Here is a 14,881-nt window from a genome sequence, read left to right on the forward strand (position 1 = left end):
AGTCGGAGTGCGCAGGTTCGACGCTTTGCGATCTCATAATAGAACTCAGTAGATTTGATGCCACTGGCATCAAATCTACTGACGTCCAGGACGTTTGCCGCGCAGTTGGCGCAACTCATTCAGGCACACTTGGGCGAGGACGGAGGCGGGTTCGCCCTGTTGTCGGGACGGGCGTGATGGGCCTGTTGGCGGCGGTTCTGCAATGGGGGAGGGCTCTGTCTGACTTGCCCAAGGATGAAAATCACCGTTCAGTGCGCGCTGGATCAGACCCATCAGATAGGCCGCGGGCTTGCGGATACCTCCTGCCTTGCAGCGTGCCCCCGCTTCGTTGAGCACCATCTGACGATCCGCTGGTTTGAGCTTATTCAGTGCCACGGCGACGGACTGACGCTCGCTTGGACTCAGCTGCAGTGGATCGGGCCAGTGCAGGTTATCCACCGCTGGGGTCGCGCGCGGTACAGTACAAATACTTTCTTTTAATACAGTACAGGCGGCATTCGGATTCCGAACGCTGCCGGAGATAGGGGCGTTCAAGCCCGGTTCGGAATCCGAACGAGGGCCTGCACGATTCCGAACGCGGTGATCGTCACCCAGTTCGGAATCGTGTAACGCGTCATCGGTTGCCAAATCCAATCCTTGCTGCGTCCAGTGTTCGTCCCAGCTGTCGAGCCGGGTGGGGAGGCGACTCTGATCGATATCCGTGTCTTGGCGGACCTCTGTCACAACGTGCTGAGCGACAATTCGCACCGCCTTGGCTTTATGTGTGAGGCAATGTCCGACCAGCTCCAGGTAATCCTGATCCAGTTCCATGGCTTCGGCGGAAGTTAACGGTTCATCGTGCAGGATGTACAGAGAACCTTGTAGGCGCCCGCTGAGCTGATCGCGGCTACGACTCACCAAGCTGAGCCAGCGCGTCAGCCTGAGCATCGTCAAGACGCGAGCGATGGTTTCACGGGAGGCTGACGCGCCATAGGGCACGCTCGACAGGTAAGGTTGCAAATCCTCATAGCGGGGCGTGACCACACCCTGGCCTTGCAGCATGAGTCGAAACACCTGCCAGGCATTACGTTCCAGTGGCGTCAGCCGATGATCCAACAGCAACCGACGTGGCACGACTTCGTGTGATTGGCCGCTGAACAGAAAGCCAGCCTGCAGAGCCTGGTAGGAGGGCTGTTCAGTGGTAGGGCGTGTGGGCCAGCGTTCACTCAGCTGCTGGGTGCATTGCTGCAGGACACGCTGCCAGCGACTGGAAGGGGCAGTGTTCATGCTCCGTTGCTGTACTGGTCGATCTGCTGCCAAACGATGGTCAAACTGATCTGTTGTTCTTCGGCCAGCATCATCATGGCATCGAGCTGATCCTCGGTTCCGTCCTGCGCGCGTAGCTGGCACCATCGCTGCCAGAGCGCATGTTCCTGCGCTTCGCTCAAATGCTGAGGGCGACCCTTACGGGTTTCTATCTTGAGCAGACGTCGGCGCAGGGCAGTTTCCGAATGCGCCAAGCCGAAGCGCTGATACATGATGGTGCTGCTGGCGCCTAGCTTGAGCGCTCGGTTGATCAAGCGCTCGTTCTGTTCGTCGTGGTCGGCTTGCTCGATCAGCCGGTGCAGCACTGGCGAGTCGATCTTGACCTCGACCCAAGATACCGTGGCATGGGCCAGGCGCGATAGCGTGGTGGGGGGTAAAGATTGCAGCAGGTAGATGTCGTCCTCACTCAATCCGAGTGCCTTACAGCGTTGCAGATTGCCCAGGCGTAGCTCATGCAGTACCTGGGTCAGCATGGCCTGGTTGAGCACATTGAAGGACGGGCTCATGGCAGCTCCTTCGGTGAGTTGTCATCAGGGGGGAGCGTTAAGTCGATCAGACGGCGAGCCAAACGAATCAGCCGATACAGCTTGATTAACAAACTGTCGGGCAGTCGCTCCAGTCCTACGTCCACGGCGGGACGACCTGTCAGCGGGAGTTGATAGATCCCCAGCAACAGCTGGCCAAACAGGGCTGAGGGCAGTTGTTTGCGATCCTCCCAGTTCACGTCGTCTTGAGCGCGCAACAGGGCCAGGAGCAGTAGGTGAATGCTGGTAGAGCGAGGTGTCGTAAGATCTACCCGCTCCATATCCAGGGCAAAACCCAATCCATGCGGCTGATCGATGATGCTCTCGGGATGTCCGGCATAGGCGGCCATTTCCCGCGCCAGTCCGGCGATGGCTAAACGCAGTTGTTCGGGGCTATCCAGTGCTGGTGCAATGGGACAGATGTCGTCGATCGTGCAGCCTTCGTCGGTCGGTGCTGTTTCGGTGGCGGTCTCGCGATCGATCTGTTCGCGAATCTGTTGAACGCGTGACGAAGGGCTGATCGCTGATACAACATTCGTTTCAGGTGGTGTGAGCACTTCCTCTCGCGCTGTTTCGGTCTGGGTTCTGGGCTCAGTTGATTGGGGATGGGACTCGGAGGAGGAAGGTCCTGGCGCGGCTTCACCAACGCTCGGCGGATGGCTGTTCTCTGAGGGGGTGGCGACGACAACGCCAGGCGTCGAGATGACCCGTTGGGTGTCGCTCAGCTCCAGGGCCAACATGCGGTAAGACTGTCCGTGCAAACGGCTCATGCGCACGAGCAGTTCATCCTGGATCTGCTCAAGATCGAAGTATCCGGGATCGGCATCGAAGTCGCCCAGGGTCTCGAGCCAAAATTCGGCGAACGCAATGGTGGCGGTTGGATAACGGTTCCAGGTTCGTTCAGCCTGGCTACGTAGGCCGATCAGGCGTTCGATCTGCGGCTTACCCAATCCGGCATACAGGGTTTGTGGAATGGCGGGCAGTAAGTGTTCAAGGGTGTCCAGCATCCGGCTGATATGTGACTGCGAAATGGGATAGCCACCAGCTGCAAGACGTCGTGCCAGCTCCCGTTGCGAGAGCGCAGCGCCATCTGGTTCGAGCATGGATTTGAGTTTGGCCACAGCCAGTGCTCGTTCGATGAATGTGAGTTGTCCGTGCAGATCGCTTTCGGCCAGATGGCCGAGTAGGGTGGTGATTTCATTGGCCCAAGGTCGGAACAGACAATGAATACGAAAGAAACGCTCGTCACGGGTTTCCTGCCACAGTTCGCCAAGAATCGCCAGGCGCGTATTACCGCCATTGCGGATGATGAAATAGCCTTCTCCCGGGCGGCGGGTAATCGGTGGTGGTTGATCCAACCCACGTTCCCGGATCGACGCCTTGATATCGTCGTATAGCGGATTACGGATGAAGCGAGGGTTGTGTTCGTAGGGCCGCAACTGCTCCAGCGTGACCAGCATAGGCGTGTCGGTGAGCGGATCGGACAGTCGTTCCAGCTCTGGACCCCGAGGAAAGTTGTCCTGATGCAGCTTGTCGGTGATTTGCTCCTGACTGAGCTTCTTCATTTGAACATCCTCAGTTAACGCCGGTTGCACAAATGGTCACCGACCTCGAACTTGACGATCTCGGCAGTCCCTGAACCTTTGACATGACGGGACAGTTCTGCGAGGAACCACCCCATGGCCGAGCGCCCACCTTGCAGACGAAAGACAACGGTGCAGTACTCTTCGCTAGGTGGATGGTGTGGTCGAACGGATGGCTGAACGATGATGGGAAGTTGATTCGGCATCACAGAACTCCTTGCCAAACGCTGTTGGCCTCAATGTTGGTCAAACAAAATGACTGAGTAAGAAATGCGGGCTTTTCGATTCGCCTCATTGAACCTCCGCGCACCTGCTCACCCTAGAGATCGCTTCGCGCCACTCCGGGAATAGTTCGATGGCCAGCGCTTGCATGCTTTCCAGTGCGGATGGAGAGCGTCGTTCACGTGAGCGACGAGTCTCGATTCGGTGGACCGGTAAGCCGAGGGAGGCGGCATTGAGATACGGCACTCTGTCCGGAATTACGGTATCCAGAACCGAGATATTGGTAGCTTCGGCGAAAGTCTCGCGCATGCCCCGGATGATCATCCGTGTGTCCACTCGAATGCTATTCACCTGGTTCAGCAACAGTCGCAAGGGTGGCGGTGGAATGCCCAGGTGGCGGAAGGGTTCGAGGTCGCTGAGCAGCTTCAAGGTGCCGCGGTGCAGTTCGCGGGCGGCAAGCATTTCCGGGGTGATGGGCGAGAGGGCGAGATCGGAAGCCAGGATGGCCATCTCTAGCAGCACGCTACGTGCGCCCTGAGTGTCGATCAAAAGCAGGTCAAAATGGGGGAGGAAATTGGCCAGCAAATTGCGCAGCCGTAATCGCCCATCGGGGGCATGCAGCAGCAAGGGGGGCAGTCGGCCTTGATCGTCATTGGAGAGGATCAGGTCCAGCCCTGCAATCACTGTCCTGGAAACAATCTGCGCAGGCGTTGTTAAGTTGAGTGCAATGAGCTCGTACGCACCAGCAACAGCTTTCTGGCTCAAGGCGTAATAGCTGGAGAGGGTGGGTTGGCTATCCAGATCGAGCAGCAGGACGCGTAGGCCAGCATCCGCCAATAGGCCGCCGAGATTGGCGGCTACTGTGGTTTTGCCTACCCCACCTTTGGTGGAAACCACCGATACCACGCGCATAGCATCAGGCCTGTTGGCCCAAACGCTCAACGACCCACCGTTCGATCTCCAGCGAGTCCCAACCGACTGCACGCAATCCAATGCGTTTGGCTTGCGGGAATTTCCCTTCCTTCATCAGGTTGTAGATGTGCGCGCGTTTGAAGCCGGTTTTCCGCTCCACTTCGTCGCGCCGCATGATGTGACGTTCGACTTGTGGTAGAGGTGCTTCAGCGATGGGGGAGGGTTGGATGGACATGCTGATCACTCCTGGCGCCGCTTGGCGCGTGATGGGAAGTGACCTGAAGTGAATAGCAGAAAAGTGAGGGAGTCATTGCACTGCAATCGAGTGCATTGCAGTGCAATTATTTGGCTCAAGTGCTCTTTTTGAGAGTGCGATTGGCTGCCGCGAACTTTTTATCCAGTGTTCGTTTGCTGAGACCGGGAATGTCATTGTGGCGCGCGGTCAAAGCATCGACGATTGCGGCTTGGCTCTTGAACACGGAAAGAGGTTTACCTGCGGGCGACACGTCTAAGACGGTGTTGACCAAGGCACCGATGATCTGCAGGTAGGTGTGCTCACTACGATCGCTGAGTTGTCCCTGCGTTTTGACCAACGCTTTCAGGCTTTCTTGTTCAAGTCCCAGTGCCTGTAGATCAACCTCAAGATCCCGTAGCTGGCGTTGGAGAGCGTTCCGCTCTCGCAGAAGGATGTCTCTATCTGCTTGTAAGGCAAGGAAAGCTCCTAAGCTAATTTTTTCATGGGCGTCGCTGTCGGACTCAAATAAAAAACTAGGTCTTTGATCGGGGTAGTAAACCTGCATCCAACGGCGTAAGTCAGAATGACGGATTGTTAGTTGGTAAGGTTCCACATAACTACCCATAGGGACTGAAATACCAAGGCAACCGTATGGCAGTTCTCTATTGCGTATCGCATCGTAGATTTTTTCAGTATTTGCGTGCAGAGCCGGCCACTGTGGGAATAGGGAGATAAGCTTCTCGGGGCAGCACAATGCAGCTTGGACTATTTGTGCTTCATAATGAATGAGATTACACCAGCGCAATGCTGCGTCTATGGGGCGGTAAAAGGTTTTTGTATGCGGGTTAAAAACATAAGGTGACATGATAGCAATGGACCTCCATTACTAATGGCAAGGCCTCTCGCCGAAAACCTGCATATTAAACCATGTCTGGTGGCAGCGGCTGTTTTTCGGGGCTCAACCCGATGAGGTCATTCCATTTTCCTATTACTTGATATTGTTTTGATGTTTGCGCAATAGTCTTTCCCATGAGTGGGAAATTTTCGTCCCGGGCTGATGCCTTCGCGTTATTATTGGAATGTCTCCAGTTGCATCGATGCAACTGATAATGGCCGATGTACCGTTACAGGTCTGTACCTGCTAGACACGGTCAATATCCACTCCATTTTCTACCTCTAGACTCCGTATTCCAAAAACTACCGTAGCGGTTAATGTCCTGGTGCATTCGATGACGTCTGAAGCTTTGGATACTATCAACATATATAGAAGTATACCTCGCTGCCCATAAGCCATCTGTATATGGAGTTTCCGATAACACTCCTCCTCGGTTCTTGCTCACATCAGGAACGCCGCCCAAGTGTCGTCTCAACAGATCGGCCTGTTTCAACAATACGTTGCGACACGTGTGGGTACTACTTTGGATCCCTCGTTCAGACCACGGTAGTCAATTTCCTTCGCTGCAATGTCAAATGGGGACAGCGTCGGCGCTCCGTCGATGCGATACGTTCATAGGGTTGCCTTGGTCGCGATCAAACAAACGTCGGTTTCGGCTTTGGTAAGGCGTCGAAGGCCAACCTTATAGGATTTGCAACCAAACAGTAGGCTTGAATGTCGGTTTTTGCAACGCCGAATCGGATTTAAATTCGCCGGACGACTTATCGTCAGTGGCTTAGCTCCGACACGTAGTATTAGGTAAGGTGAATCTCGCAAAAGCCCGATAATTACGAATTATCTTATTTTTTTGAGTCGCTCTTTGATTTAGGTTTGGATGATCGACTCTGAACGCTTGGTTCAGCATGAGGACGTGTCAGGGTCTTATGTTAGTAGAGATCAGCGAGGCACGAAATGAACCATAATGAAGCACTAAGTCTGAATCTCGGTGTTGGCGCTTGCTCTGTGTTGTTGGTTGAAGATCATGCGTTTCAGCGAGAGTACGTTGCCCAACAGTTACGTGCCAATGTAGGCGTATGCGTCGATTGCGCAGCTAACGGCCTCGAGGCGTTACAGTTGCTGAAACGCAAGTACTACAATTTGGTTGTTTGCGATCTTGCAATGCCGATTATGGATGGGGTTATATTTATCAAACGCTTATGTGAGTTAAAGGACAAGCCTCATATAATCGTGCTTTCTGCGCAGTCAGAATCAATTATACAGCTGGTGCAGAAGTTAGCCATCTCATTGGGCATCCAGTATTTTTGTGCTTTGACTAAGCCTTTGGTGATGGCTGAGTTCATTGAGGCGATGCAAGCCTTTGATCAGCAGCATAATGGAATAGCCGCTGTGGAATGTTTGCGACCAACTTTGAACATAAATTCCGAAGAGATACTGGAAGGCTTGATTCGCAAACAGTTTGCACCGTGGTATCAGCCGCAATATGACCTCGACACAGGTCGCATTGTCGGAGTAGAGGTGCTCGCGCGTTGGAATCACCCGGTGCGCGGGCTTTTGCCGCCGTCTATATTTATGGACACTATAATCAAGTCAAACTGGACCCATCACCTTAATTCGATGTTGTTAGATAGTGCTTTGCATGCGCAATCAGTCTGGCGAAAACGAGGTCAAGATTTGACTATTTCTTTCAACATCCCTGTTTCTCTGCTCGCGGAAGAGTCGCTGCCTGAGCGCTTGCTCAATATTGTCGACGACTGTGGTGGCGACCCGACAACACTGATGCTGGAATTGACCGAGACCACGGTGACTGATCACTTCAGCGAGTACCTGGCGGGTGCTGCACGTCTTAAATTGCAAGGCTTCAAGTTGTCTATCGACGATTACGGAACGGGATATTCATCTTTGCTCAACCTGATGTCGGTGCCTTTCGACGAAATCAAGCTAGACCGTGTCTTTGTACACGGTGCACACAAAAACCTGGCTGCACAGGCTGCGCTCGAGAGCAGTATGTCCCTTGCTCACCGCCTGAACATGAAAGTCATTGCCGAAGGCGTGGAAGACCCAGAAGACCTCAATTTGCTACGGCGTTTGGGATGTCATACGGCGCAAGGCTTTTTGTTGGGTAAGCCCATGACCGAAAGCGCACTTGAAGAATTGTTGTTTGGATTTAAGTAGAAAAAAGCGAAGTCGAGGACACTGTTCTCTGCATTATAAGAATTGTCTCATTCCTTGGCAACAAAGCGCTTGTTACGCTCTTCTCATGATCAAGAATAAGCGCTCTCTTTTTTTTTCGAATGGTTTGATATTGCATCCACGCTTCGCATTGAGCCTGATTGGTTGTTTGTCAGTTGCATTTGTGTTGGGCGTACTGGGCAGCGTCGCGATGTATTGTTATGCAACGGTCATGTCCGAAATCTCTGATTATCGTAAGGTGTTCAATAATGGCTATACGCAAAGCCGGGATTTTTTCGAATCCAAGGAGCTGCTGCTTGCCGGCATAATTAAGTCCGTGGATGTAGTTCCTGATGCAACGCCGTCGAAAAATGTGCCAGACAGAAAAGCTTTTCACTATGATTCTGGCACTACAGTCAAGGATTGGGGGGAGCTGTGGCACCTTTCTGCGCCGTTGCGACGGGATCTTAAAGAGTCGAACGTCAACATCATCTATGTGAATAGGGAGACTGGTGAGGCGCAGTATGTTTTCAAAGCTCAATCGAGTGTGTCCGATAATCTGAAGGACGTATCCGTTCAATTGCAAGATGCTGAACTGGACAGCAACCTGGCAGGAGTGAAGTTGTTTCGCCTTGGCAGTGGAGACGAAAGAAAGTCATACGTGTTCGAGCCCATTTCACCTCGTCTCATGCCTACCGAGTGGCTTGGTCTGGAGGTGCCGTATAAACAGGTGCATGAATCCATTGCACACGAAATCGATGCGGCTCCGGATCGGGCTATCCATTTTTTGCTTCTCGATGAAAATGGCAAGCTCGTTGACGGGGCACCGAAGCAGGGTGAAGGGGAGCCCGTGGACGACGTCTTCCTGGATGCGTTGAAACTACAACCAGAGGGTTTTTTCTGTTTTAGCGCACCTATCTTCAAAATAACCTTGAAAAAAGAGCTCGGCGGACGGCAGCGCTGGGTGGTCTATTATGCAAGCTATCTGGATATTTTCAGGCAGGTTAAATACACATTCCTGTTCGGTCTGGGTCTTTTCATTGCATCGATTGTCTCAGCATTAATATCGATAAGGTATATCAAACGGGCTGTGTTTCTTCCTGCACAAGAACAGGCCGTTCAGCTTCTCGAACGAGAGGCGTTCAACCGGACAATGCTTGAATTAGCCCCCGTGGGCATCTGTGTGCTCAATCGAAAAACCGGCGAGCTGATGATCCAGAGTGAAAAAGCCAAGCGATTACTGGCATTAAGCGTTGAGGTAAATGGGCACTGCCAAAGCTTGCGCGAATATTTCTTGACCATTCCGTTGAATGCTCAAGGGATTCCTTTTGGCATGGGGGTCGCAGCTATTGCGGCTAATGACAGAACGCCCTGTTACATTCAGGTTTCATTGGCAGAGCTGCAATACAACGATCAACCAGTACTGTTCTGTTCGTTCGTCGATGATAGCGAACGCCGGAATGCCGAGTTGATGCTGGCTGCAGCGAAAGAGGCAGCCGACCAAGCCAACTCCGCCAAATCAACGTTTCTAGCAATGATGAGTCACGAAATTCGCACGCCACTTTATGGTGTGCTTGGCACACTCGAACTGTTGGGCAACACTGCATTGCTACCGCGCCAGCGGGACTATCTGGGCACCATAGAATTGTCATCCAGTAACCTGTTGCAGATCATCAACGACATTCTCGACTTTTCAAAAATTGAAGCCCACCAACTTGCATTGGAAGCCGAGTCGTTTAATTTGGTTGAACTGGTCGAAGGCGTTGCACGGGGTTTCGTACCTTTAGCGCGAAAGAAACGTGTACAGCTTTTCTGCTGTTTGCAGCCAGACTTGCCTCTTCTCATCGGTGACCGCAATCGTCTTCAGCAGGTATTGAATAACCTGCTGAGCAATGCCGTAAAATTTACTGACAGTGGGAAAATCGTCGTTCGCCTGACCGGAGCTGTAGTCGAAGCGGGTCAGGTTCTTGTCAAGCTGCAAATCACGGATTCGGGCGTGGGTATCTCCAAAATGTCCCAAGCCACGCTTTTCGAGCCCTTCACGCAGGCCGATAATTCGACCTCGCGCCGGTTTGGTGGGACTGGCCTGGGACTTTCGATTTGCCGCAGACTGGCCCAGTTGATGGGGGGAGAGATAGAGCTGGTCAGCGAGTTAGGGCTTGGCAGCAGTTTTACCCTATCGCTGCAGCTCCCGGTTGCCGGGCCCTCCAATTCAATCCATCTTCACGGCTTGCCTACCGTTCACATTGCGGCCGGTACCCATGATCAATGTGAAACGTTGCAGGCCCTGATCCTTCATGCGGGCGGTCAAGCGCAGCCGTTGTCGCAAACGCTGCCAGTGTGCGCACCTGCCGAGTACTTGTTGGTAGCCTGGCCACATCATACTGAGATCTCCTCTGCGAATGGTTTCGCCGGCATTATCTGGCTGGATCCTGCAGACGCGCCGACGCCGCAATGGCGTGAAGACGGCTGGCATGTGAGCAGCTTGAGTCAACAAGGCCTGCTACAAGCATTACAATACCTGAGTGGGAATACGCCGGATGTAACAAAAATAACTGCTGGGCAGCTGCCATTGGCGTCCAGAAAGCTGCGAGTGCTGGCAGTCGAGGATCACCCGGTCAATCAACAGGTACTGACCGAGCAACTTGAGCATTTAGGCTGCCATGTCACGATGGCTGCTCACGGTCTGGAAGCCCTGCAACGCTGGCAGCGGGGTGAAACATACGATGTGATGTTGACCGACGTAAACATGCCACAGCTTGATGGTTATCAATTGACCCGATGGCTGAGGGATAGAGGAATTAACGTTCCCATCGTGGGCGTTACTGCTAATGCCCGAGCTGAAGATGGCGAGCATTGCCGGCTTGCGGGCATGAACGAGTACTTGACCAAGCCGGTTTCTCTGGCCGCGTTGAGGCAAGTCCTTGACAGCCTCTGGAAACTTTCATAACGAGCAGTCAGGACCACCTCGAAGCCGGAAATGTTGCTATACATGGTATGGACTAGGGTCATGCCGACAAGAGGTGGTGCAGTGGATAAGCGGCAATTTCAACTGTCGAATGGATTGCTCAACTACGCGACTACTTTGGCGGTATTGCTGTTGTGTGCATTCTTTTGCTTTCATCTCTACAGCGTTTTTCTGAGTGCTGTCAGCCGTTATGACAACTGGAGCAACGAGCATACCCAAACTCTGTTTTTACGTACTGAGGCTGAAGCGTTATTCATCAGCAGCACCTCCAGAATAATCCAGTCAACGAGTAACACCGACACTAAAGATCATACAGCGGTATTCTCCCGCTTGAGCAAAATGCCCGCAATGTCAGTGAATGAGACTGATGGAGTTAACGGCTTTGGGCGAGGGGTATTGGTTCGTGGAAAAGACGCCTTGAGCGAACAGGGTGAGCATAATTTTTTTACTCAAGCCATGTACCTCTCTAACATTCAGGATACGGTATGGCAAGATACCTACAATCCAAGTCATCGATTCCTGGTGGCTGCCGCGACGGACGAGATTTTCAGCCTGCCGACGGCCACTAACGACTGGGAAAACCTAGCTCAGAATAATCCCGTCACGATCGATTTATTTTCCAGGATTCGTGATCCGATACTGCGCGACTATTCTCGACTGATGCAAAACCGCGAAGTAGGTGGATGGACTGAGGCTCACGCCAGTCCATTACACCAAGACAGGGTGATCAGTCGCTACACACCTGTTTCCAATAGCCAGGGCACCCTTGTATCGTTTTTGGTGGGTGAAATTCCGGTATCGGAACTCGTCAACCGTAAGTGGCTGCAGAAATATGACATGCGCCTTGCCATTTTTGATCCGAGTCTAAAATTGGTAGCGGCCGATAGTGGTTTCGACAATGCAGAAAAACTACGAGCGAACGTCACAGCGGTCAGCAGTAGTTCCAATCTGAATTTTGAAATTGATGGAGGCTGGTTATTAATTTATTCCGTTGCCCCGCAATCCCACTGGCGAATGGTGTACGGGGTTCCGTTAGCTACCGTTCTAGTCGACAACGCTATGGCGATTGGCTTTTCACTGGCTTACCTGATCATAGGGCTTACCGCGATTTTTTTTGCGGCAAGGGGGGTGCGCCGATATTTACTGGTTCCTGCGCAACGTAGGGTTATGAAAATCTCCGAGAGCCATGAGCTGATTCAGGTGTTGATGGATCATTCGCCGGTCGGCTTGTGCTTGATGCGGCGTCCGGACGGTGCCGTGTTGATTCAGAATGAACAAGCTCGCCAATTACTGAAATTTACCGTTAACGAGAGTGGGCAACCGTGTGTGTTCGGGGAATTTTTATTGAACATCCCCGCTGAAAATTTACGTAGTTCATCTACGGTGGAGATCAATGTGCAAGCTGTCGACAGCGACAAGCATGTGCACATTCTGGCGACGTTGAAAGATGTTCAGTATCACGATCAGCCAGTTCTTTTTTGCGCCCTTGTAGATTACAGCGAACGCAAGAGTGCGGAGTTGTTGCTGGCCACCGCCAAAAAAACAGCCGACGAGGCCAACGCCGCAAAATCGACGTTTTTGGCCATGATGAGCCACGAAATTCGTACCCCCCTGTATGGTGTACTCGGTACGCTGGAGTTGTTGGCCAATACTGCCTTACAACCGCAACAGCTTGATTATCTGAACACCATCGAACTTTCGTCCAGCAACCTGCTGCAAATCATCAATGACATTCTCGACTTTTCCAAGATTGAGGCTAAGCAGCTCACACTGGAGTGCGCACCGTTCAACCTGCTTGACTTGGTTGAAAGCGTTGCCAGGGGGTTTCTGCCTATTGCGTGGAAGAGACACGTTGAGCTTTATGGTTGCCTGCAGCCGGATGTGCCATCCCTCATGGGGGATCGTAACCGGTTGCATCAGGTATTGAATAATTTGCTCAGCAACGCTGTGAAATTCACGGATAGCGGCAAAATCGTGGTTCGGTTGGAGGGGCATGAAGTCGAGTCTGGCCAATTCAATGTGAAGTTGCAGATCACCGATTCGGGAATTGGCATCGCCAAGGCGTCTCAGGCGAAGTTGTTCGAACCATTTATCCAGGCCGACAATTCCACTGCACGTCAGTTTGGCGGGACAGGCTTGGGGCTGTCGATTTGTCGGCGATTGGTTCAGTTGATGGGGGGTAGAATCGAACTGGTGAGTGAACTGGGGCTAGGTAGTAGTTTTACCGTAACGCTGCGACTGCCAATCGCGGGACCGGCATCTTCCATACACTTGGATCACTTGCTGACGGTGTATATCCTGGCGGATGCCGGTGATCAGCGCGAAAATCTGCAAGCCCAGATTCAGCATGCGGGAGGGCAAGCGCAAGCTCTTGGAGAGACACGGTCGCCGTCGACGCTGACCAGTTTTCTTGTGGTTGCTCGACCGCACGACCCTGACCCTGACATTTGTGAGGACTTCGCTGCGGTTATTTGGCTGGAGCCCGATGGTGTCACGACCCCACAATGGCGTGAAGACGGCTGGCATGTGAGCAGTCTCAGTCAACAAGGGTTGTTGCAGGCATTACAACTGGCTAACGGAAACGTATCGACAGTCTCGAATCTCTACAACGACCGGCATCCGGAAACGCCCAAAGCGCTGCACGTGTTGGCGGTGGAAGATCATCCGATCAACCAACTGGTCCTCACCGAGCAGCTTGAGCAACTGGGCTGCCAGGTGACGATGGCCTCTGACGGTCGTGAGGCGTTGCAAATCTGGCAGCGTGGCGACACATTCGACGTGATGTTGACTGATGTGAACATGCCGCATCTGGACGGTTACCAGTTGGCCCGACAGTTGAGGGCAGACGGAGTTGACATTCCGATTGTGGGCGTCACCGCAAATGCTCATGCGGAGGAGGGTGAGCGTTGTCGCCAGGCCGGGATGGATGCGCATCTCGCCAAACCGTTTTCACTCGCGAGTTTGCGAGAGGCCTTAAACATTGTGGGGGCCATAGTTGATGCTCCCGAAGAAGATTCGTCCACCGCGAATATATTGTCGACATTGAATGGAATCAAACCTTCCATGCGCGAATTGTTTGTTTCAACCACTAGAAGTGACTGGGCCACCATGATGGCCGCGATCTCGGATGAGGATGCAGTCGTTGTCTCTCAATATGCGCATCGACTCAAAGGTGCATTCGCCACTGTCGGACTAATTGGCGCTGCCGAGAATTGCTCGCAGATTGAAACACTGTCTGCGTCAGGGCGACTGTCCCAGATCGACGAGCACCTGCAGCGTCTGAAACAGTTTTTGAATCCTATTCTGGAGGCATCTTCATGAGCCTGAAGGTAATACTTGCCGATGATCATCCTATCGTCTTGTTAGGTGTTCGTATGGCCCTTGAGCACGAACCGGGGATTGAAATTCATGGTGAGGCTGCGGACTCGACTGAACTCGTCGCACTGATGGATAAGGTAAAACCCGACATTTTGATCAGCGATTTTTACATGCCCGGTGGCGCCCATGGCGACGGGCTGACTCTCCTGACATTCGTGAAACGCCGCTATCCGCAAGTAAAGCTGATCATCCTGACCATGATGACAAATCCGTTGATCCTGGAGAACATCATTTGCGCCGGTACCGAAGGGGTTTTGCTGAAAAGTGGAGGGCAGGATGAAGTTCTCGACGCGATTCGGCAGGTCGCCTCAGGCCAGCAATACATAGGAGCAGCGGTCAAGAAACTGCTCCAGGATTTCAAGCTCGATCATTTGAATTCGCGGGGTGATGCGAGCCACAAGGCGCTCTCAAAAAAAGAATCCGAAGTGTTGAGATTATTCGTGAATGGGCATACCGTCTCGGAAATAGCGACCGTGCTGAATCGAAGTGTCAAAACCATCAGTCACCAAAAGATTTCCGCACAACAGAAGTTGGGGATTGCCAACGACAAACAACTCTACGAATACGCTTTGCGCAATGGCCTGTTATAGTGGGTTGTGTCGACCAAGACTGCTCGACAAAACCTGCTCAGCAAATATTGGTATGGAGTTTCGACAGAGTGTTGTAGCCGTTCGCTAGTTCCATGCTGAT

Annotated in this window: 11 protein-coding genes; 4 read left to right on the forward strand and 7 right to left on the reverse strand. The window is 52.7% G+C overall.

Annotated features, from left to right (window positions below):
• Positions 1-75: 75 nt before the first annotated feature.
• The 7 genes from LOY55_RS14220 to LOY55_RS14250 form a co-directional block, all read right to left on the reverse strand.
• Positions 76-1,266, reverse strand: coding sequence for an STY4528 family pathogenicity island replication protein (locus LOY55_RS14220; RefSeq protein ID WP_258668143.1), 1,191 nt, complete (start codon positions 1,264-1,266; stop codon positions 76-78).
• Positions 1,263-1,811, reverse strand: coding sequence for a DUF2857 domain-containing protein (locus LOY55_RS14225; protein WP_258668144.1), 549 nt, complete (start codon positions 1,809-1,811; stop codon positions 1,263-1,265). The genes LOY55_RS14220 and LOY55_RS14225 overlap by 4 nt, the downstream gene beginning before the upstream one ends.
• Positions 1,808-3,394, reverse strand: coding sequence for a ParB family protein (locus tag LOY55_RS14230; protein WP_258668145.1), 1,587 nt, complete (start codon positions 3,392-3,394; stop codon positions 1,808-1,810). Before LOY55_RS14230 ends, LOY55_RS14225 begins: the two co-directional genes overlap by 4 nt.
• Positions 3,395-3,408: 14 nt before the next feature.
• Positions 3,409-3,618, reverse strand: coding sequence for a hypothetical protein (locus LOY55_RS14235; protein ID WP_258668146.1), 210 nt, complete (start codon positions 3,616-3,618; stop codon positions 3,409-3,411).
• A gap of 85 nt (positions 3,619-3,703) precedes the next feature.
• Positions 3,704-4,546 carry a ParA family protein gene (locus tag LOY55_RS14240; RefSeq protein ID WP_258668147.1) on the reverse strand — a complete coding sequence of 281 codons (843 nt, stop codon included), beginning with the start codon at positions 4,544-4,546 and terminating at the stop codon, positions 3,704-3,706.
• Between the two features lie 4 nt (positions 4,547-4,550).
• Positions 4,551-4,781 carry an AlpA family transcriptional regulator gene (locus tag LOY55_RS14245; protein ID WP_258668148.1) on the reverse strand — a complete coding sequence of 77 codons (231 nt, stop codon included), beginning with the start codon at positions 4,779-4,781 and terminating at the stop codon, positions 4,551-4,553.
• Between the two features lie 115 nt (positions 4,782-4,896).
• On the reverse strand, positions 4,897-5,646 hold the full coding sequence (locus LOY55_RS14250) for a hypothetical protein (RefSeq protein WP_258668149.1): 750 nt from the start codon (positions 5,644-5,646) through the stop codon (positions 4,897-4,899).
• 981 nt (positions 5,647-6,627) lie between these two features.
• Between LOY55_RS14250 and LOY55_RS14255 the strand changes: the two genes are divergently transcribed.
• The 4 genes from LOY55_RS14255 to LOY55_RS14270 all read left to right on the forward strand — a co-directional run bounded on the left by LOY55_RS14255 (position 6,628) and on the right by LOY55_RS14270 (position 14,781).
• On the forward strand, positions 6,628-7,848 hold the full coding sequence (locus LOY55_RS14255) for an EAL domain-containing protein (RefSeq protein WP_258668150.1): 1,221 nt from the start codon (positions 6,628-6,630) through the stop codon (positions 7,846-7,848).
• Between the two features lie 85 nt (positions 7,849-7,933).
• Positions 7,934-10,795, forward strand: a complete 2,862-nt coding sequence (locus LOY55_RS14260) for an ATP-binding protein (RefSeq protein WP_258668152.1) — start codon at positions 7,934-7,936, stop codon at positions 10,793-10,795.
• 60 nt (positions 10,796-10,855) lie between these two features.
• Complete coding sequence (locus LOY55_RS14265) at positions 10,856-14,134, forward strand: hybrid sensor histidine kinase/response regulator (protein ID WP_258668153.1); 3,279 nt, start codon at positions 10,856-10,858, stop codon at positions 14,132-14,134.
• Entirely contained in the window at positions 14,131-14,781 is a 651-nt protein-coding gene (locus LOY55_RS14270) for a response regulator (protein ID WP_258668155.1), read from the forward strand. Before LOY55_RS14265 ends, LOY55_RS14270 begins: the two co-directional genes overlap by 4 nt.
• Positions 14,782-14,881 lie beyond the last annotated feature (100 nt).

The sequence above is a fragment of the Pseudomonas sp. B21-040 genome (genome assembly GCF_024748695.1).
In the GTDB taxonomy this organism is placed as follows: domain Bacteria; phylum Pseudomonadota; class Gammaproteobacteria; order Pseudomonadales; family Pseudomonadaceae; genus Aquipseudomonas.

Excerpts from the sequence above, each read along its gene's own strand:
- LOY55_RS14220 (WP_258668143.1), bottom strand. The coding sequence starts at position 1,266 with ATGAACACTGCCCCTTCCAGTCGCTGGCAGCGTGTCCTGCAGCAATGC.
- LOY55_RS14225 (WP_258668144.1), bottom strand. The coding sequence starts at position 1,811 with ATGAGCCCGTCCTTCAATGTGCTCAACCAGGCCATGCTGACCCAGGTA.
- LOY55_RS14230 (WP_258668145.1), bottom strand. The coding sequence starts at position 3,394 with ATGAAGAAGCTCAGTCAGGAGCAAATCACCGACAAGCTGCATCAGGAC.
- LOY55_RS14235 (WP_258668146.1), bottom strand. The coding sequence starts at position 3,618 with ATGCCGAATCAACTTCCCATCATCGTTCAGCCATCCGTTCGACCACAC.
- LOY55_RS14240 (WP_258668147.1), bottom strand. The coding sequence starts at position 4,546 with ATGCGCGTGGTATCGGTGGTTTCCACCAAAGGTGGGGTAGGCAAAACC.
- LOY55_RS14245 (WP_258668148.1), bottom strand. The coding sequence starts at position 4,781 with ATGTCCATCCAACCCTCCCCCATCGCTGAAGCACCTCTACCACAAGTC.
- LOY55_RS14250 (WP_258668149.1), bottom strand. The coding sequence starts at position 5,646 with ATGTCACCTTATGTTTTTAACCCGCATACAAAAACCTTTTACCGCCCC.
- LOY55_RS14255 (WP_258668150.1), top strand. The coding sequence starts at position 6,628 with ATGAACCATAATGAAGCACTAAGTCTGAATCTCGGTGTTGGCGCTTGC.
- LOY55_RS14260 (WP_258668152.1), top strand. The coding sequence starts at position 7,934 with ATGATCAAGAATAAGCGCTCTCTTTTTTTTTCGAATGGTTTGATATTG.
- LOY55_RS14265 (WP_258668153.1), top strand. The coding sequence starts at position 10,856 with ATGCCGACAAGAGGTGGTGCAGTGGATAAGCGGCAATTTCAACTGTCG.
- LOY55_RS14270 (WP_258668155.1), top strand. The coding sequence starts at position 14,131 with ATGAGCCTGAAGGTAATACTTGCCGATGATCATCCTATCGTCTTGTTA.